Origin of the sequence: Fodinibius salicampi (genome assembly GCF_039545095.1) — a bacterium.
GTDB classification, from domain to species: domain Bacteria; phylum Bacteroidota; class Rhodothermia; order Balneolales; family Balneolaceae; genus Fodinibius; species Fodinibius salicampi.
The window spans coordinates 26,114-44,252 of sequence record NZ_BAABRS010000001.1 but is presented as its reverse complement, the minus strand read 5'-3'; the positions used below and the strand labels follow the sequence as shown (position 1 = coordinate 44,252).

Sequence of the window (18,139 nt, the reverse complement as noted above, 5' to 3'; positions counted from 1 at the left end):
ATCAATATTCTCAAATTTTGAAATCTATGATCAAGCGACTCTTTATAATTGTAACGCTTTTTGCCACCATCTACGGTTGCTCATCAAGCCAGATGGCTACCAAAAATGATAGCTCCCAAGATAAAACCACGCCTCAAGAGAAAGTTGATCAGCCAGTAGACTTCTCCACCATGCTTAAGCCGCCTGAAGGCTGGCATCATTGGGATGAAGAACAAACTCAATTTCGAGGAATTAGCAGCGAGCTAGCTTATACGAAAATACTCAGCGATAATTCTCCAGAGGAAAAAGTTGTGGTAGCAGTTATCGACGGCGGAGTTGATACTAATCATGAGGATCTGGATGATGTCATGTGGATCAATGAGGATGAGATTCCAGACAATGGAAAGGATGACGATGGCAACGGTTATGTGGATGATGTGCACGGGTGGAATTTTATTGGAGGATCGGATGGCAAAAATGTAAATCACGATACCTTTGAGCTTACCCGAATCTACCGTTCTCTGCACCAAGAATTTAAAAATGCGGATACGACTTCCTTTAGCAAAAAGAAACAGGAACAGTATTCATATTATAAGCAAATTAAATCCGATTACGAGGAAGAAGTCAATAGGTTACATCAACAGTACAATAATATTGAGTCTCTAAATCAAAGCATGCAGGAGGCAAAAAATATTTTGGACGAACATTACGCCGATTCTTCTTATTCCTATGAAGACATTCAAGAGCTGGACCCCACCAGTCAGGAATTGAATTTTGCTAAAAACGTTATGAGTTATATCCTCGAAAATGAAATTGATTCTACCCTTATTGCAGACCAAAAAAAGCAGATTTATGAATTTGCAAAGTATGGCTACAACCCAGACTTCAACCCGCGGGATATAGTTGGGGATAATTATGAGGACAAATCAGAACGCATTTATGGAAATAATGATGTCGCCGGCCCCGATCCCAGTCATGGCACCCATGTCGCCGGAATTATAGCTGCGGAACGTGATAATGGAATTGGGGTAAATGGAGTTGCTACCAATACGTATATTATGGCAATCCGGGCCGTGCCCAATGGTGATGAACGCGACAAAGACGTGGCCAATGCTATCCGCTATGCCGTAGATAACGGGGCAGATATCATCAATATGAGTTTTGGAAAAAGCTACTCTCCCCATAAAGAAGTGGTTGATAAAGCTGTAGCTCATGCCAATAAAAACAATGTGCTAATGGTACACGGGGCGGGTAACAGTGCACAAAATACCGATACAACAGCAAACTACCCCACTGATAAATATGGTAGCGCTGTAAGTGATTCCGCTGCGACTCTTTGGATGAGTGTCGGCGCTACCTCCTGGAAGCCAAATGAAGAATTTATTGCTAATTTCAGTAATTATGGAGATGAAACCGTCGATCTTTTCGCTCCTGGCGTGGATATCTATTCAACCATGCCCGATAATAAATATGAATTTCAGTCAGGTACCAGCATGGCCTCTCCAGTTGTGGCAGGAACTGCCGCCTTAATCATGGCTTACTACCCGGAATTAACTGCTAAACAAGTTCGTCAAATTATTCTCGAAAACAGTATACAATATCCCAATCAGCTAGTAACTGTGCCAAGCGAAGGAAATCCTGAGGAATCCGAACAGACTATATTTCCAGAGCTTTCTGTTTCTGATGGTCTCGTAAACGTTTATAAAGCGCTACGGGCAGCAGAAGAAATGAGCCAATAATTTTAAAAAATTTATGTCAAAAGACGGTTTATACTTCATTGCTATCTTACCGCCCGATAACATCACCAATCGTGTACAGGAAGTGAAGAAAGAGTTTATGAATAAGTTTGACAGTAAAGAAGCCTACCATAAACCACCTCATTTTACTCTACAGATTCCGTTTAAAGTGCCGGAAAAAATTGAAGAAATTATTGTTCCGCATCTCACCTATTTTGCTGAAGATCAGGAATCTTTTACCGTTCATCTATCCGGATTCAATCATTTTCGTGATGATGTGATTTTTATAGATGTGAAAGATCCATCATCGATGAAAGCACTGCACGGTAACCTTATGGAATACTTGCAAAATGAGTTAGGTTTTACCAAAACTAATAAAAGTTTTACCCCACATATGACGCTAGCTTACCGTGATTTGACTCCTGATAATTTTGAACGTGCCTGGGAGGAGTTTCAAGATCGTTCTTTCGATTTTTCGTTTGAAGTAAATAGTATCTTTTTGATGAAGCATGATTTTCAACAATGGCAACCGTTTTATGAATTTAAATTCGAAAAGTCATAGTTACTTGCGGAGCATCGATCGATACTGTTCGTTTTACTTTGACAGCATGTTCAAAATCACCGCGCATATGACTTTGTTGATGTGCTATTCCTCTGAGATTAAAGTTTCAGATAGAGACTGGGATGATTCATTGCTTTTTTCTTCTACATCGATTGATGCTTTGTGTCCCGGTCTTGGAATAAACTTGGGTACCCTTTGGCGGTATTTCCGATATCGCTCTCCGAAGGCCTTAACCAAATCATTTTCTTCTAACTGAAGAGCAATAAGTATATAAGCGGTAGTAGCAATAGAAAAAAGTAGATGTCCAATCGTCATTTCCGGAGTAGACCAAAAGGCCAAAAAGAACCCAAGCATCATTGGATGACGCATATGACGATAGAGATTCAGCGTTTGAAAATCCGGTTCCGACAGATCACGGTCTTTTATAAAATCTCGGATCTGTGTCAGACCGAAAAGGTGTGCATGACTAATCAAAAACGTGGTATATACAACCAATCCCCAACCGAGACTAAACAGTCCCCAGAGTATCCATCGGCCAATTTCGTTTTCTAAGCTCCAGACAGTTGCCGGAAGCGGTTGCCACAGCCAATACAATAAGAATAATACGCCACTTGCCAACAACACATAAGTACTTCGCTCGATTGGTTCGGGGATGATTTTTGTCCACCATTTTTTAAAACCCGGTCGAGCCATGCCACTGTGCTGAATGGCAAATAACCCCAACAGTGCAGTGTTAATTAGAAGTGAAGGCAGTAAAGTACCGGCCTCACCCGAATTGATGGTCTTTGGCACATAAAAATCTCCCACAAATGCGATTGCGTAACAAAACGCTGCTAAAAATGCTGCATAGCTGATTATACCATAGATAAAAGCTAATATTCGACCCATTTTGTTTACCTCTCTTTTTTTGTTTGAATGACACTTATAGATACAAAAATGCCATCAGGATCTCATGAGACGAGGGTCTCAATTCTTGACGAATATAACTTTATTTGAATGGGACTCTTGTCCCAAGCATCAAAAGGAAAGGTATAGCGTTAAATTGGAACAGCTCACATTGGATAACGAATATAAGCCCGACTCCACACGTTCCATACTATTTTACAAGATGCCTGCTTCTTTCCTTGCTACAATACAGCATGATTCGAGGCGAATCTTATTATCCTGAACTTCTATTTCCGGATCCATCCTGTTATATCTCTCTTCAAATGAAAATCCATTTTGATTCAGAATTTCTTCCCACTCCTTCATTGAATAAATGATTGAATCCATATTCGATAAAAGGAAAAACACGCATGCTCTCCCGGGTTCTGATACCTGTATAAAATGTACCATCAGGTTTCAGCACCCGTCTGACTTCTTTTAAATGTTTTTCCGGCTGATCCCAGAAGTAGATTACCATGTTGCAGAATACCTTATCAAATGATTGATCGGGAAAAGGAATAGCCTCACTGCTTCCCAACTTTATATCCAGTATTCCAGATGAAAGAGCTTCTTGGTTTTCTTCCCTTGCCGCTTCTACCATTTCCTCGGAAAAGTCTATCGCCTTTACCTGGATTTTATTCTTAATTGAAAAAAGGTCCTTAAAAAACTTCCCGTTACCGAAACCGATTTCCAATATGTGGTCATTCTCTTGCAACTCTAATACTTCGAAGGTAAGATCATAGAGTGGTTTGTTCACCTGATTCATCTTCTGGCCCACTTCCATGGCAAAATCTCCTGAAGGCCTGCGTAATTGCTTTGCAGTAAATTCAGGATCTTGTTTTGTTTCCTTTGGTCGTTGATTATTGGATTTCATTTCTATGAGTTTTTATTTGATAAATTTGAAATTACTCGTTTATCCCAGAGCTACTTTGTCGGGTGGTAATTATAGTTTCATAAACTGCTTAATAGACAACTTTTTAAAATCAGTCTTTGATTCTTAAAGAAGCGTAGCACTGGTTTGTAAGTATCTGGCTCGTTTTTTAATCTGATATTACTGACAGATATTAAAACTCCATCAAAAAATCACGGGACGAGGGTCTCAATTTTTTAGGAAAATAACTCTATTCGACTGGGACTTTTGTCCCATCCAGGAAGAAAAAGGTTATTCTTTCCCCAACCCAGCTTCGCGAGCCAACACAATAGCTTTGGAACGGGAATTTACCTGCAGTTTGCTGAATATCCGGGTGTTGTGGTTACGTACGGTTTTTTGGCTGATATACAGCCGGTCGGCAATTTCATTGTTGGTAAATCCCTTCGCAATCAGATCAATCACCTCACATTCTCTGGGCGTAAGTTCGGGAAAAACTTTCTGCGGATCGTCGATTATGGCATCCGATCCAGAAGAACCAATAAAATTTTTCACTTCTGCCAAAAAGCGATCCCAGGCGGGATCATCTTCCAAAAGGATATGATTTTCACTCTCCAAAGGAACGAACCGGGCATCGGGAATCAAAGAAGCTAATCTGCGGCCAGCCTCAAAAGGAATCACCTTATCCCCCTTTACATGAAAAATTAGCGTGGGGATATTTACCTGGCTGGCCAAATGTTCAACATCAATGTTGTGATAAGCTTCCCATAGCCGAGCAGCCATTGATGGTGACGCCGTTTGATGCTGCAGCTCAGCCAACCATTTATGTTCATCTTGTGTAGCTCCCGGCATAAGCAGATCTGCAAAAATTCGACGAAATATATCGGTATCTTCCCGTCCCCATCCTACTTCAATCATTTCTGTAAGGGCTTTTGCTTCTTTTTGCTTCTCTAATGGAGCACCATCTGCCAAATTTCCCTGACTATAACTGTCAAAAAGGATAAGGTGACTTACATGTTCAGGATTGCGAACTGCATAAGCAAGGGCAATGGGTCCTCCTTGACAAAATCCCAACAAAGGGAAGTTGCCAATACCGACATCATCGATTATGGAATCAAGATCCTGTACCCAAGCCTCCAGCGATAGTTCTTTAACAGAACTATCAGATAAACCGGAACCACGCTGATCAAATCGTACCAACGTATTTTCTTTGGAAAACTCCCGGAACCAGTGAGACCATATCGGACCTTGCCAATCGAGATCCAGATGGGTTAGCCAGTTGGCAACCCGTACCAGTGGCGGTCCGCTTCCAGAAATTGCATAGGCAAGTTTAACCCCATCCGGAGCAGTACAAAATTGTATATCTTGTTCCACAACCCTCCCCCGTTTTATCAGGTTGGATACATCCCTTCTTTTCTTTATTAGAAGTAAATGTATAAATAACCCTTGTCTATTTCTACTTCATCTTGGATTATAGTCTTCCCATCAAGGATGTGGATCAAATTTTCTTAGAAAAGTTGTTGTAAAATTAGGAAAACGTTGGTCTACCTGCATTCTTTTCGCCGTCCCCCACATCGTGCCGAAACTTTCTTTTCCCAGATACCGGCATCCAGCACATCGTTGAGACAGTATGAAGCACTGCGGGCTGCGAAGCAGAGGGTAAAAGATGATTATAACTCTATCACTCTTCCCTTCTGTCGTACATAATCAATAAAATGGGAGTAGATTTCATGGGATGTTATTGTAGAACTATCCCCCACAACAATAAGTTTTCGTTCGGCTCGGGTTAGCGATACATTGAATCGTCTGACATCCTTAAGAAAACCTATGCCTCTATTTTTATTGCTCCGCGTCAGTGATATAATCACCACCTCTTTTTCACGCCCCTGGAAACCATCCACCGATTTTATCTCCAGGTTTTCCGCATCAATTTTACGGTCCAGTAAATCAACCTGATCTTTATACGGACTAATAACAGCAATATTCTCTGGTCGCATCCCCGATCGCAGTAAATTATCCGCCATCTGTGCAACCAGCAGCGCTTCCTCGGGATTTTCTTTGGATGTTGATCCCTGTCGTATTCGTTCTGCAGCATCGCGTCCGGAAGTATCCACAAAAACAAGCGGTTTGTGCGGATCAAGGATCTCCGTCAAATTATTGTTAAACAAATTGATATCCAGCTGGAAATCTTCGAGCGTATGGGTCCTCACACTTTCATCGGCAGAAATTATTCCATCATAAAACTGCTCGTTTGAAAATGCCATAATTGTTTCGTGCATGCGATACTGTATCTCCAGCATGTTCTTGATGCCGGGATACTTCTCAGCAAGTCGTTCAAAAAGGGTGTCCTCCAATCCTTGGTCAGCGGCTTTCCGACTTTTCACTGTAGGAGGCAACTGCCGGTGATCTCCAGCCATAACAATCTTCTTTCCGTGAGTAATAGGGATCAAACAACTCGGCTCAGTCGACTGCGTTGCCTCATCAATCACAACGAGATCAAATTCGCGGTTTTCTACCAGTTCACTGCCGGCGGTGCTGTTGGTTGTACAAATAACCTGCTTGGTTTCCAGAATTTCATTAACGGCTTCCTCCCGAAGCCGATCCGCTTCCTCAAAAAGGGCTTCAATCTCATCCTGCAGCTCTATCCAACGGGCCATACCCTGTATTTTATCTTTGGATACTCCGCGTGAACTACCTCCTTCTTCAGCAAGCTCTTTGATCTTGGTATTACTCATACCGCGACGATACTTACCGGATGGATACGTGAATTCCTCCTGTTCCTCTTTCTTCTCAATTGCCTGAGCACGCAGCTCTTCCGACTTGCGATACTGTTTATTTTGTTCTATCAGGCTGTCCAGGGTATGTTCTTTCAGCTGGGGCGTTACCCGCGCCGGGTGTCCCACGCGAACGGCTTTTACCTCACGATCCAACAGAAAATCCAGCATATTATCAACAGCAATATTTGATGCGGCCGTTGCAAGCACTTTTTGTCCTGCCTCCACCGCCTGTTCAATCACTTCGATGGCTGTTGTTGTCTTACCGGTACCCGGCGGACCGTGAATAAGATGAATATCTTCAGCACCCAAGCTGTAGGCTACCGCCTCCTTTTGGGATTCATTCAGCTCTTTGTTAAACCACTGATTTACCTCTGCTTTCTCTGGTTCTTTTGGTGAACGCAAGCCTACCATAATATTTCGAAGATCGGCTAGTCTTCCGGTTGCTTCCTCCACCCGTGTCAATGCATCCTTCATTCGCTGGTAAGTAATATCATTGACATATAAATCCATCCGCAATCCTTCACCAAAAATAAAGCTGCGGGGCTGATCAAAAGCAACGGTAACGGAATAATTGGTTTTCTGCACTACCGTACCCGTGGGATTGTCGCTGAGCAACGGATCTCTACGCGAAATCATCACCAGGTCGCCAACAGCTATTTCAGTCTCCGGGAGCGGCTCTCCTTTATGCTGTCGCATAAATTTTACCAGCTTACCTTCGAGCGCATTGCCTTCGTCACGGCCCCTTAAATAAAGAATAGCTTTCCCTTCAGCCTCTCGTTGTTTACCAGAAAGAGTACGGATACTTTCCTCATGCTCCCGCATTTCCTGTTCTCGTTCCAGCTCAACCAGTTGTTTGAACCGGTCTACATAGTCATAAATGGTTTCAATATCCTTAAAATCTTCCTCTTCTATATTCCGGACTGATACCCTGGAATGACCCACTTTTTTTCCATTCAACTGAGTTGCCAACTCTTCTGCTTTTCCATTATTTACTTCTACAAGAGCTCTTGATCCGTTGATATCAATATTGCCTATAATACCCGGATCAATATCTGTTTCCCCGCCAATGGCGTCAAGAATATCGCCCGGACCCTGATTCTTCAATTCAGTGATTAAAATATTGCTCATATCCTTATTCTAATCTCTGCTTATGTTCTTTTTAGTTTGATTTAGCTTCATCTAAACACAAAAAAAAGTGACAGGAATTCCAAGGATCTGTGAAAATTAAAACTATCGACGCCTATCCATCCCAAAAATGGATATACTAAGCCCACAAAAATAATAGATACCGATTTGACAATACTTTTCTCTCTTTAGTTATGTTCTATCCGAATTTTTTACCCGATACAATCACAAACTCACCCGGTATATCGTAACCGGTCTCATTACGATAGGAATCAATCGATTCTAAATATTCCTCATGTGCATCTTCCTTCGTTTGTTCATCAAATTTACGATAGGCCAAGGCTACAGCTCCTCCTAGAAAAGCGGCGATCACTGCCTGTTTATCTGAATCAAAGTGCAGTTTCATATCAAATCGATCCGAATCAATATCTGTAAAACCAGCATTCTCAAAAACCTTTTTGAGCGTTTCCCCGGTCCCAAGCTGGAAAAAAAGCGGACATACATCCGATTCCACCCGCCGGTCCACAATCGGGAAAATATCGGTCCAGCCACATTTTTTTCGCCGCCCCCATACTAAGGCAGTGGCACGTCCCTCCGGCTTTACCACGCGGTACATTTCTCGGATGGCCTTTCCAGGATCGGGATAGTACATCAATCCCAGTGAGTTGATGGCAACATCAAAAGATTCATCGGGAAGGTCCAGTTCTTCGGCATCCATATGCTGAAATATAATATTGGAAAAGCCTCTCCTTTTAGCCTCTTCAGCTGCCTTATCAATCATTCCTTCTGACAAATCGATACCGGTAACCTCACCTTTCCCGCCTACTGCTTTGGCAATTGGAAAGGTTACCAATCCTGTGCCGCATGAAATATCCAGGACCTTTTGGTCTTTTTGCAGGCTTGCTTTTTCAAGCAGTCGATTTTGAGCCGGCCACAGTTGATGTTGCCAGCCCTTTTCATAATATGGGGAAGAGTAATCCCATCCGTATCGCTGTACTCTTCGTTGTAATTCGGGTCTCATGATCTCTCCTCATTTATGGTTTTTATCGTTACTTCGCGCTTAACCGGGATGGCCCGTTTAAAATCATCCAATACCGGACTATGCCTGTCCGCTTTGTCGATGACTTTCTGTACCTCTTCCTCACTGGCCGTACTCTCAATGTATACCTTATACCTGAGCTCTTCGAAACCCGGCGGACGATCATCAATAGCAAGCATGCCGCGGGCATCAAAATCGGATTCTATATCCACCTCTATCTTGTCGACTGGCACCCCCATAATAGCAGCGTGCTGTGAATAGGCAATAGCCAAGCAGCTTCCCAGCGCCCCGCGTTCCATTATGCCCGGCCCTGGCCCAGCATCGTTGCCGCCTTCAGAGATTCCGATATCAACCTTAAATGTCCAGTGCTTATGTTGCACCTCACATGTTGTCCCATCAAACAATCGGACCTTGGTAACTGCAGTACTTTTCCCTTTTTGAGGACGCAGCTCTACGGCTCGGCGATTCCTTTCGTATGCCTTTTTTATTGTTTTTGGATCAGCCATAGTTTTATGCTTATTTAGTTTTTTGTAATCGTAACAAAGTGTGCCGGCATTGGAAATACTACGGCTCCGTATGTGGTGACAAATTCCTTCAAATCTGATTCGGCCTTGGTGACAACTTCATCAATCTGATACTCATCAAGTACAAAGCGAGCCAACGGAAACCACCCTTTGACATCTGCAAGCACCATGGTTCTAACATCCGGAAACCTCGCATTCCCTTCACAGGTATTAATTTTAGCTCCGGTAAGACCACTCTTAGAACAAAGGAATTTGAGTACGTCGACCTCTCCCAAAGAAAAAGGGAATCTGAGGGCTTCCTCCACCTCCTCGCCGACAACCTGACCAAATATCCTGGCCATTATTTTATATCCCGGAATATTGTCGAGAGAATCGAAGACAGCAATAACAAGTCGCCCGCCGGGTTTCAAAACACGAAACATTTCTCGGAGAGCCTTCTGCTTATCTTCGAAAAACATCAGGCCGAACTGGCTGACTACAACGTCAAAAGATTCCTCACCCCAGGGAATATCTTCCGCAGTTCCCTGATGCCATTCTATATCAGGAGCAAGTTTTTCAGCTACAGCCAACATACCTGGATTCATATCCAACCCAGCTGTAAAGCCTTTTTCACCCAATCGTTCCGCTCCTGCAATCGCCAGGACTCCAGTACCGCAAGCTACATCGAGCAGCTTTTCTGCTGACTTTATTTTTGCCTCTTCCAGAATCTGATCCGGCCATTTTTCAAACAATGCCGGAACCATCAGTTCCTGATACCACGTAGCTGTATTCTTCAGTTCTTCTAAACTTAACTTACTCATTATACGCTTTCCCAGGTTTTAAATTGCGTTAATTTACATCATTTACAAATGCACTCTTTTTAAATAACAATATTAAAAAGTTACATAGCGACATCCCACTTTCACAATTCACGTGACTCGGTTAACTTTACATCGGCATACTTCCACGCTTCCTCAAATTTCTTTTTAATCTCATCAGCTTCTGATTTCTTGCCCTGAGCTTGCAGGCTTTGCCACAATCCATACAAAGACCAGCCATTTTCGGGAAATTTCTTGAGATCCTGCCTATAGACTTCTTCTGCCTCAGCAGGTCGATCAGCTTTTAACAAGATTGATCCCAAATTATGGCGAACCGGGAAAAACCAGTCAGGCGGCTCATTGTAATTAAGTTGATCTTCAATTTTTACGGCTTCATTCAACAACTCAATAGCCTTATCAAGGTTGTCCTGTTGAGCCTTTAACTCACCTTCCAACACACGGCTGGCAATCTGCATCAGTTCCTTAGTAGTATTGATATCCCAAATAGTCACCTCCTGCAGCGTATCTTCAACAGCAATCGTTTTTAATTTGGCTAATTCGGATGCTGCGTTATCCAGGTCGCCTTTACCTATATAAGCCATCCCGTTCGCATAGTGCCAGACACCACGGGGATAAATAAGATCATCGGCTGGTTCGGGATAGGATAGAATTTCATCCCACCTTGCAAAACGAACATGATCATATAAGGGGATTACCCAATAGTGCTGCAGAGTACCCATTCCAGGTTCACGCATAGTCTTGGTGTCTACCAACTCAGAGGTATTTTTTGCGGCTTCCAAACTACGTTCCCCACGCCCTTCCATGGTGGCTGTTGCCCACAAGAAGTGATAGTTATGCGGCACATACGCCAACGGATAAATACCCTGCTGTCGACACTGCGTCACATACTTATTATCTGCTTTTACTGCCCTTTCATTGGCCAAAGTACCTTCATGATAGTCTCCTGTTCGTATGTATATATGAGATGGCATATGAACCAAATGACCCGCACCTGGTACCAGGCTCCGCAATCGGTTGGCACTAGACAAAGCATTCTCAGGCCTTTGCGCTTCAACAGCATGTATATATAGATGATTTGCTCCCGGATGGTCAGGATCTCGGTCTATCACCGATTCCAAAATATTCAATATTTCCGGTGTCCATGGGTGAGGATCGCCGTTTGGTTTCCAATAATTCCAAGGATGCAAATCCATCAACGCTTCCACATGCAATGTTTTGGCATCCAAATCATCCGGGTATTTCCCTGCTAGTTCACCCATAGCTTTGGCATAGGCCGAATCCAACGGCATGCGATCTTCCGGCGGATTTTTTGAATATCGATAAGAAAGAGCATCAATATAATCCTGCTCTTTTTGTGTACCGTTTTCCTTTAATTTTTGTGCTTTTTGAAGTGCTTCCCAAGCTCGGGGGATATTATCTTCTGCCATCGCAGCATTGATATTGGGTCCTAACACCAGCGCCGCCCCCCACCAGGCCATAGGATTTTCCGAATCTAATTTTGCTACTTGTCGGAACGTACGTTGCGCCTCTTTATGGTTAAAGCCATAGGAAAGGATGAGTCCCTGGTTAAAGAAATCCTGTGCCAGCGTGTCATTAGTAGAAATCTTAAAATGATGATTACCCATCCCATCGAGAAGTGGCGCTATCTGCCCCTCGGTAATATGCTTACTCTCGGTTTGCTGTTGTGAACAAGCTGCAAAATTAATCATTCCAATTAACAGAAATGATAGAGTAGCTACATAAAAACAAGTCCGATATATATGTTTATTAATTCGAAACAAAAACATAGAATATTGTCCATTTAAATTTCAATTACTGTTTCCCGGAGGCTTATTTACTTCTCCATCACGTAGTAATCATTCTGGATATCGTGATCTAGCTGGTGAATATCAATATCTTCAAACCCCGCTTTTTGCAGTAGTTCCTGTGCTTTCTCACGGCCCCACATAGCACCGAGTCCTTCCCTATCCTGGGCCAGTGATACCGACATGCAGTGCATGCACGAAACCGTATAAAGCGCCGGCCCCAACGGATGATCCATATTTTCATGCACATGTCCGGTAGAGTAAATATCCTGCATCAGATACTTACCATCCGGCTTTAAGGTACGATTGATCCCTTTGAGCACTGCCAGCGGGTTAGCCTGATCATGAACAGCATCAAAGGTGGTCACGAAATCATAAACCTCCAGTTCAGCTGTTTGGTCAAAGTCACTGGCGTCACGAACTTCAAACTCCACATTTTTCAGACCTTGTTTCTTTGCTTCATCTCTTGCCCATCTTATTGCTTTTTCTGACAGATCCAGGCCTTTGAATGTACTGTTCGGGAACAGCCCGGCCATCTTCAGCATTGCTCGTCCGCGGCCGCATCCAACATCCAGAACGGATATACCATGTTGAAGCTTTTCAGTAAGCCCGGGAACCAACGGCAGGATATGATCTTCAAGCGCATCCACTACCGTCATTCCACTGTCTTCGGCCATTACTTCATGAAAACGATCATATTTTTCATACGGTACGCCCCCGCCATTATGGAAACATTCGACGATATCATCTTCCACACTTCCGAGCACTGAGATGTATTGGCCCATGACCGCCAAATTATCCAACTCCGTATTTCTCGTTAAAAATTGAGCGTGTTCTTTTGGGAATTTGTAACGATCAGAGTTATCTGTTTCCACCACCCCACCGGTTGTCATTGCACCCAGCCATTCTCTCACATATCGCTCATTAAGATCCGCCCGTTTTGCCAGCCCTGCACTATCAGTCCAATCCATCTCACTCATAGTATCAAACAAACCGGTGCGATGACCGATTGAAATCATCATCATTAAAGCACCGCTATTTAACGCGGTTACAAACCATTCGTCAAATCCCGTCTCACTGCTTGCCGTTTGAGGCATCGTGATTGCTGTATTACACATAATCTCCTCTTTTTAAATTTTACATACCAACTAGTCGGTATGTTACAAAAATATCACCTACTTTGTCAAGAAATATATTGTCTACTCTTTTCTTTTTAATCAATAAACCACATCTCTTTACTTAATTAGAAGTGTTCAGTATCTTAAGAAACATTATTTACACAAACTGATTAGTATGTTATAACCAATAATTATGAACAAAGATCCCGAAAACACCCGTACAAAAATCATGAATGCCGCCGAATCGATCATTCTTGATAAAGGATTCGGAGGGACAACAGTAAGTAATGTCATCGAAGAGGCAGGTGTAAGCAAAGGCGCCTTTTTTCATCACTTCTCCAGCAAAGCAGAACTGGGAGAAGAGCTGGTACAACGTTATGCAGACCAGGATGCCGAGCACCTCGAACAAACACTGGTCAAAGCAGAAGGGCTTAGTGACGACCCACTACAACAATTACTTATTTTTATAAAACTTTTTGAACAGGAAATTGAATCACTGGAAGAACCTTTCCCGGGATGCCTGTTTGCCTCCTATCTTCAACAATCGGAGCTTTTCGACCACAAAATTTTGGAAATTATACGGGAATCCATGCTGCTATGGCGGACGAGGGTTCTTGATAAGCTCAAAAAAATCGAACAGAAGCATCATCCCCGCCAAGACGTGAACCTTCAAAGCCTGGCGGACATGCTGATGGTGATTTTCGAAGGATCGTTCGTTTTGTCTCAATCCCTGAACGAAAATAAAGTCATTGCCCAGCAACTTTCTAATTACCATAGTTATCTTCAGTTATTATTTGATAGCAGTAACTAGTTTCAGTCCGAAAATTTCACCAACTCTTTATGGAAATTCGGATTTGAATTGTCTGACAACTGCATTTCACATGATCAACTTTTAATCTCCTAAATTCTCTTTGGGAAAAGGAATGAGCATTCGCACGCGTTCACGGTATTCTTTATACTTCTCCCCGTGATAACGAATCAAGTCACGTTCCTCAAACCATATACCGACAAAAATATACCCGGTCGTCGCTATTGAAAACACCAGATGACCGAGTGTCATATAAGGCGTCGCCCAAAAGGCAATAATGAATCCCAGCATCAGCGGGTGCCGTACATATTTGTAAAACCCGGGTTCCTTAAACTCTATAGGTGTTATCTCTTTACCCTTTAAATGCAGGTACACCTGACGCAACCCAAAAAGATCAAAGTGATTGATCATAAAAGTAGATAGGAATACCAACCCCCATCCCAGCCCAAAAAATCCGAACAAAACGACCTGCCATACTCCTGATTCCACACTCCAGATTACCTCCGGCATGGTGCGCCACTGCCAGAAAAGCAGAATTAAAATCAGGCTACTGAGCAGTACATACGTACTTCGCTCAATGGGTTTAGGTATTATTTTCGTCCACCATTTTTTGAATCCATCACGAGCCATTACTGAATGTTGAAAGGCGAACAGGCCTAGTAACCCGGCATTAACTAACAATCCCTGCCAAAAAATTTCGGCTTCGGACCCTGCATTAATGGTCTTGGGTACCCAGAAATCGCCAACAAATGCAATTGCGTAAAGGAAAGAACCCAGAAAGATAATATAGTCGACAACTCCGTAGATGAAAGAAAGTATACGTCCAAACATAAAATCATCTCGTCATTTATGATTAATTTTATTTTTAGCTATAAATTCTTTTGCTTCAGCAATACTGCTGCGGTTTGACTCACCCGTATTAGCCAAAAGCCTTTCATAATATTTCTGAGCCTCCTCATTTTTTCCAGCTTTTTGAGCGGCCCGTGCAGCGCCCAACAACGTATTGTAGCGTTCTGGCCAAACGGCATCAGAGGCCTGATAAGCTTTAAGTGCCTCATCAGGACGGTTTAACTCCATAAGTAGATCGCCAAGGGCCTCATTGGGTGGCAGCAGTGCTCCTGGAGATACTGGATGTTTCTCAATACCAGATTCCAATCCAGCGGCGGATTTTATCAACTCCACAGCTTTATCGTCATTATCCCCGACATGTGCTATTTGTCCCGCAAGTATACGGCGATCAATTTCGATGTAGATAGCCATATCTTTGGCTCCAGCCGCTTTTGCTTGTTCCCTGAGATCTGCCAGTTTTTCCTCAGCTTCTCGTGCGCCTTCCATATCATCGGTATGCACATCACCCAGTCCCCGAGCGAACCATGTTAGTCCCTCTGCCCACGAAAAAGCATCCCAGGGCAGATACTCCGGCGTACGGGGCTGGAGTTCAGCAGCCTTTTTCCAATCCCGACGCTCGACAGCTATTCTCGCCGGTAATGCTGCAAAATGAAACGCACTAACAGTAGACGCCTGATATTGTCCTTTATCCTGAACATTCTCTATGAGAGGGTCTATTTTATGGTCTTCTCCCCTCTGTAAGTAAGCATAGGCCAAATAATCTATGGCATGTACATAATGATGCGAAACAGCTCCATTTACCGGATGATTGAGCGCTGCCTCCGCTGATTTTTGGTTCCAGTTAATGACCTCATCCCAATCACCCAGGCGGACATAAATGTGGGTTGGCATATGAAGAGCATGAGGAACCATAGGAGCAATTTTGCCATAGGCTTCCACCATATCCAGAGCATTCTCAGCTCGACCGTCAACATCCGTGGCATGAATACTATAATGAATAGCCCCGGGATGGGATGGTATCTGTTCATAAATCGCTCGAAGAACTTCCTCAGCCTCGTCATGCAGCGGATCTCTATCCTCAGCAGTCTGAGCAATCGCCAGTCGCGATAATCCATATAATGCCGCAATATCCGGATCATCGGGGTAAGCATCGTAAGCAGTTTCCATGGCATCGGCCCAGCGTTGAATACGGGTCCAGAACTCTGCCGATTCTGGCTCCCGGAAAAATTCGGCGGTTGATTTGATAAGATATTCTTCGCGGTCGGAATCCACCAATTCCTGCGCTTTATTTGTAAATTGCCATCCTTGCTTCAGATCCTCTCGGCTTGGGCGCGTACCCCACAAAGGCTGAAATAAAGTAGTGCCTATACCCCAGTGTGCCATTGCACAGCTAGGATCTGCTTCGGCAATTGCTTCGAAATCTTTACGCGCCGATACATACATCATGTTATGCAGCATAGCCAGGGCACGATTAAAATCAGCCTGGATGGCCTCATTACAATCAACGTTAAAATTCACCTCCCCATATTTATGCTGTTGTGCATTTACCTCCTGAGACTGAATTAATAGCAACATCAGAATACTGCATAAACTTATTATCTTCGATATTTTCATATTATTTATCTTTTGTAATGTAAGTTTTGAATCCATTAATGAACCTTTTACAGCCCGATGATCTTTTACAATTCAACCATTGATATTGTATTGACAAGAACTTATCCCTCACCTTTAAAAAGGACCAGCCACCAAATATCCGGTCCGGAATTCGTTGGAGCCCGAAGATCATGAGGCATTAAATCGAAATCTTGTGCCCCATTCCAGTCCTCAGCGGGAGGACATCAAATAGAAATACCCACAAACGTGTAAAAACCTCAGAATGACCGGATACTGAAAAAACTACTCCTTTAGTGGGTATCATCCCCCCGCTCTGGTGTTGCACATGGGTCGTCTACTTAATCGGTTTTCCTCTTATCCTATTGGATGTGTACTCCTTCCCATTCTATTGCCCTGCTTTTACTGTCTCCATCTGTTTATCGATGGTTTCTATTCTAATCCATTTAGTTTAGAAATGTCACAGATAGCGAGTCACGACCTACAAATATCCGAGCCATTTCAGGAAGTCCGGGATTAGAGTCTGTTGTCAATAAGGTTTCTTGCTTAATCGAATTACTTTCGGTACCGTCATCCGGACCATATAACGTGATCACGCAATATGCCTCTCCCTCCTCCTGGCCGTTAGCATTGCCTTCATCATCGACGGTAAACACCGCAGTATCGCTCGATTCCCACTCCCAACTCCAGTTTTCCCCTAGCTCGGCAAGCGGGACTCTATCTCCGGATTTGGTCAAAGCAAATCCGGAGAATTTTACCGTATTACCCACTTCAATAGTGGCCTCCTCACTGGCTCCATCCAGCTCAATGAGGGCATCTACAATCTGGATTTCTGATTCATCTGCGCTTGTACTAGTGTCGCACCCGCTCAATAATAGTGCAGCGGCAAGGGAAAAAACGAGAAGGTCGCTAGCAATTTCCTTTAAACACAGATTTAGGTGTTTCATAGATATCACCTCTTTTTATTTATTTAACTTAATAGTTTTCTACTCTTAGAACTGTTGTAAGAGACAGTCAGCTCAATCCCTTTCTTACTCAACAGCAAAAGCATCTACCGGTTTATCAAATGCTATAAAAAGCACACAAGGTTTATTAGATTCACATGAAGCAGTGTGTGTGAGTTCGGGCGGCCCGTAGGCATACATGCCTGGAGTTATAACGACAGGATCCTGTCCCTCATAATCCACCTCCATTTCCCCCGATATTAAAACCATTCGTTCAGCCGAATGATGCCAGTGGTTAGGTACTGCCGTATTTCCCTGCATCTTAAAAAACACATCTGCGCTTGGCTCTTGCGGATTCCCTTGCAAAACAGACAGGCTGCAGCTTTCTGGCATAAATGCGGGACAATTACCCCACTCAAGACTTTCGTCATCTGCACTCAAGGTAAAGGCTGCATCTTGTTGTTGTGCTAAAAGGGTTACCGGGATTAAAAAGAAAATAATTATAGTTATAGATATAATATGTTTTAAGAATTTAGACATGATGATAGAAGTATGTTTTGTTTGACTTATTACGACATTAGGTATTCCACTTTTAGAAATTCTCTCTTAATGATTTTGCTTATAAATACGAATAATGGAAATACCCGTTAAC

16 protein-coding genes are annotated in these 18,139 nt (G+C 43.1%); 3 read left to right on the top strand and 13 right to left on the bottom strand.

Going from position 1 to position 18,139, the window contains the following annotated elements:
• The first annotated feature begins 26 nt into the window (after positions 1–26).
• Together ABEB05_RS00205 and thpR are read left to right on the top strand one after the other, a co-directional pair.
• Positions 27–1,718, top strand: a complete 1,692-nt coding sequence (locus ABEB05_RS00205) for a S8 family peptidase (RefSeq protein WP_265786417.1) — start codon at positions 27–29, stop codon at positions 1,716–1,718.
• Between the two features lie 13 nt (positions 1,719–1,731).
• A complete protein-coding gene (thpR, locus tag ABEB05_RS00200) occupies positions 1,732–2,277 on the top strand; it encodes an RNA 2',3'-cyclic phosphodiesterase (protein WP_265786415.1) in 546 nt (181 codons plus the stop codon).
• Between the two features lie 84 nt (positions 2,278–2,361).
• On the opposite strand, the gene mddA (ABEB05_RS00195) is transcribed toward thpR, so the two are convergent.
• The 9 genes from mddA (ABEB05_RS00195) to ABEB05_RS00155 all read right to left on the bottom strand — a co-directional run bounded on the left by mddA (ABEB05_RS00195) (position 2,362) and on the right by ABEB05_RS00155 (position 13,275).
• Positions 2,362–3,165 carry a methanethiol S-methyltransferase gene (gene mddA / locus ABEB05_RS00195; protein ID WP_265786413.1) on the bottom strand — a complete coding sequence of 268 codons (804 nt, stop codon included), beginning with the start codon at positions 3,163–3,165 and terminating at the stop codon, positions 2,362–2,364.
• A 316-nt stretch (positions 3,166–3,481) separates the two neighbouring features.
• Complete coding sequence (locus tag ABEB05_RS00190) at positions 3,482–4,075, bottom strand: class I SAM-dependent methyltransferase (RefSeq protein ID WP_265786411.1); 594 nt, start codon at positions 4,073–4,075, stop codon at positions 3,482–3,484.
• Between the two features lie 288 nt (positions 4,076–4,363).
• Complete coding sequence (locus ABEB05_RS00185; RefSeq protein ID WP_265786409.1) at positions 4,364–5,443, bottom strand: alpha/beta fold hydrolase; 1,080 nt, start codon at positions 5,441–5,443, stop codon at positions 4,364–4,366.
• Between the two features lie 296 nt (positions 5,444–5,739).
• Complete coding sequence (locus ABEB05_RS00180) at positions 5,740–7,974, bottom strand: IGHMBP2 family helicase (protein ID WP_265786408.1); 2,235 nt, start codon at positions 7,972–7,974, stop codon at positions 5,740–5,742.
• 196 nt (positions 7,975–8,170) lie between these two features.
• Positions 8,171–8,992 carry a class I SAM-dependent methyltransferase gene (locus tag ABEB05_RS00175; protein WP_265786407.1) on the bottom strand — a complete coding sequence of 274 codons (822 nt, stop codon included), beginning with the start codon at positions 8,990–8,992 and terminating at the stop codon, positions 8,171–8,173.
• Entirely contained in the window at positions 8,989–9,516 is a 528-nt protein-coding gene (locus tag ABEB05_RS00170; RefSeq protein ID WP_265786406.1) for an OsmC family protein, read from the bottom strand. The genes ABEB05_RS00175 and ABEB05_RS00170 overlap by 4 nt, the downstream gene beginning before the upstream one ends.
• Before the next feature lie 14 nt (positions 9,517–9,530).
• Positions 9,531–10,334 (bottom strand): class I SAM-dependent methyltransferase, encoded by an 804-nt coding sequence (locus ABEB05_RS00165; RefSeq protein WP_265786405.1) that lies wholly within the window; start codon positions 10,332–10,334, stop codon positions 9,531–9,533.
• Between the two features lie 101 nt (positions 10,335–10,435).
• A complete protein-coding gene (locus tag ABEB05_RS00160) occupies positions 10,436–12,061 on the bottom strand; it encodes a tetratricopeptide repeat protein (protein ID WP_265786403.1) in 1,626 nt (541 codons plus the stop codon).
• A 125-nt stretch (positions 12,062–12,186) separates the two neighbouring features.
• On the bottom strand, positions 12,187–13,275 hold the full coding sequence (locus ABEB05_RS00155; protein WP_286668526.1) for a class I SAM-dependent methyltransferase: 1,089 nt from the start codon (positions 13,273–13,275) through the stop codon (positions 12,187–12,189).
• Positions 13,276–13,468: 193 nt separating this feature from the next.
• Between ABEB05_RS00155 and ABEB05_RS00150 the strand changes: the two genes are divergently transcribed.
• Positions 13,469–14,086 carry a TetR/AcrR family transcriptional regulator gene (locus tag ABEB05_RS00150; protein ID WP_265786401.1) on the top strand — a complete coding sequence of 206 codons (618 nt, stop codon included), beginning with the start codon at positions 13,469–13,471 and terminating at the stop codon, positions 14,084–14,086.
• A gap of 81 nt (positions 14,087–14,167) precedes the next feature.
• Here ABEB05_RS00150 and mddA (ABEB05_RS00145) read toward each other — a convergent pair whose 3' ends face one another.
• The 4 genes from mddA (ABEB05_RS00145) to ABEB05_RS00130 all read right to left on the bottom strand — a co-directional run bounded on the left by mddA (ABEB05_RS00145) (position 14,168) and on the right by ABEB05_RS00130 (position 18,027).
• Positions 14,168–14,914, bottom strand: coding sequence for a methanethiol S-methyltransferase (gene mddA, locus ABEB05_RS00145; RefSeq protein WP_265786399.1), 747 nt, complete (start codon positions 14,912–14,914; stop codon positions 14,168–14,170).
• 12 nt (positions 14,915–14,926) lie between these two features.
• Positions 14,927–16,546, bottom strand: coding sequence for a tetratricopeptide repeat protein (locus tag ABEB05_RS00140; protein WP_265786397.1), 1,620 nt, complete (start codon positions 16,544–16,546; stop codon positions 14,927–14,929).
• Positions 16,547–16,989: 443 nt separating this feature from the next.
• Positions 16,990–17,490: a hypothetical protein gene (locus ABEB05_RS00135; RefSeq protein WP_265786396.1), complete on the bottom strand. Its 501-nt coding sequence runs from the start codon at positions 17,488–17,490 to the stop codon at positions 16,990–16,992.
• A gap of 84 nt (positions 17,491–17,574) precedes the next feature.
• Positions 17,575–18,027, bottom strand: a complete 453-nt coding sequence (locus ABEB05_RS00130; RefSeq protein WP_265786395.1) for a cupin domain-containing protein — start codon at positions 18,025–18,027, stop codon at positions 17,575–17,577.
• Between the last annotated feature and the right edge of the window lie 112 nt (positions 18,028–18,139).

Coding starts and splice junctions, on each gene's coding strand:
- ABEB05_RS00205 (WP_265786417.1), top strand. CDS start 27: ATGATCAAGCGACTCTTTATAATTGTAACGCTTTTTGCCACCATCTAC.
- thpR (WP_265786415.1), top strand. CDS start 1,732: ATGTCAAAAGACGGTTTATACTTCATTGCTATCTTACCGCCCGATAAC.
- mddA (WP_265786413.1), bottom strand. CDS start 3,165: ATGGGTCGAATATTAGCTTTTATCTATGGTATAATCAGCTATGCAGCA.
- ABEB05_RS00190 (WP_265786411.1), bottom strand. CDS start 4,075: ATGAAATCCAATAATCAACGACCAAAGGAAACAAAACAAGATCCTGAA.
- ABEB05_RS00180 (WP_265786408.1), bottom strand. CDS start 7,974: ATGAGCAATATTTTAATCACTGAATTGAAGAATCAGGGTCCGGGCGAT.
- ABEB05_RS00175 (WP_265786407.1), bottom strand. CDS start 8,992: ATGAGACCCGAATTACAACGAAGAGTACAGCGATACGGATGGGATTAC.
- ABEB05_RS00170 (WP_265786406.1), bottom strand. CDS start 9,516: ATGGCTGATCCAAAAACAATAAAAAAGGCATACGAAAGGAATCGCCGA.
- ABEB05_RS00165 (WP_265786405.1), bottom strand. CDS start 10,334: ATGAGTAAGTTAAGTTTAGAAGAACTGAAGAATACAGCTACGTGGTAT.
- ABEB05_RS00160 (WP_265786403.1), bottom strand. CDS start 12,061: ATGATTAATTTTGCAGCTTGTTCACAACAGCAAACCGAGAGTAAGCAT.
- ABEB05_RS00155 (WP_286668526.1), bottom strand. CDS start 13,275: ATGTGTAATACAGCAATCACGATGCCTCAAACGGCAAGCAGTGAGACG.
- ABEB05_RS00150 (WP_265786401.1), top strand. CDS start 13,469: ATGAACAAAGATCCCGAAAACACCCGTACAAAAATCATGAATGCCGCC.
- mddA (WP_265786399.1), bottom strand. CDS start 14,914: ATGTTTGGACGTATACTTTCTTTCATCTACGGAGTTGTCGACTATATT.
- ABEB05_RS00140 (WP_265786397.1), bottom strand. CDS start 16,546: ATGAAAATATCGAAGATAATAAGTTTATGCAGTATTCTGATGTTGCTA.
- ABEB05_RS00135 (WP_265786396.1), bottom strand. CDS start 17,490: ATGAAACACCTAAATCTGTGTTTAAAGGAAATTGCTAGCGACCTTCTC.
- ABEB05_RS00130 (WP_265786395.1), bottom strand. CDS start 18,027: ATGTCTAAATTCTTAAAACATATTATATCTATAACTATAATTATTTTC.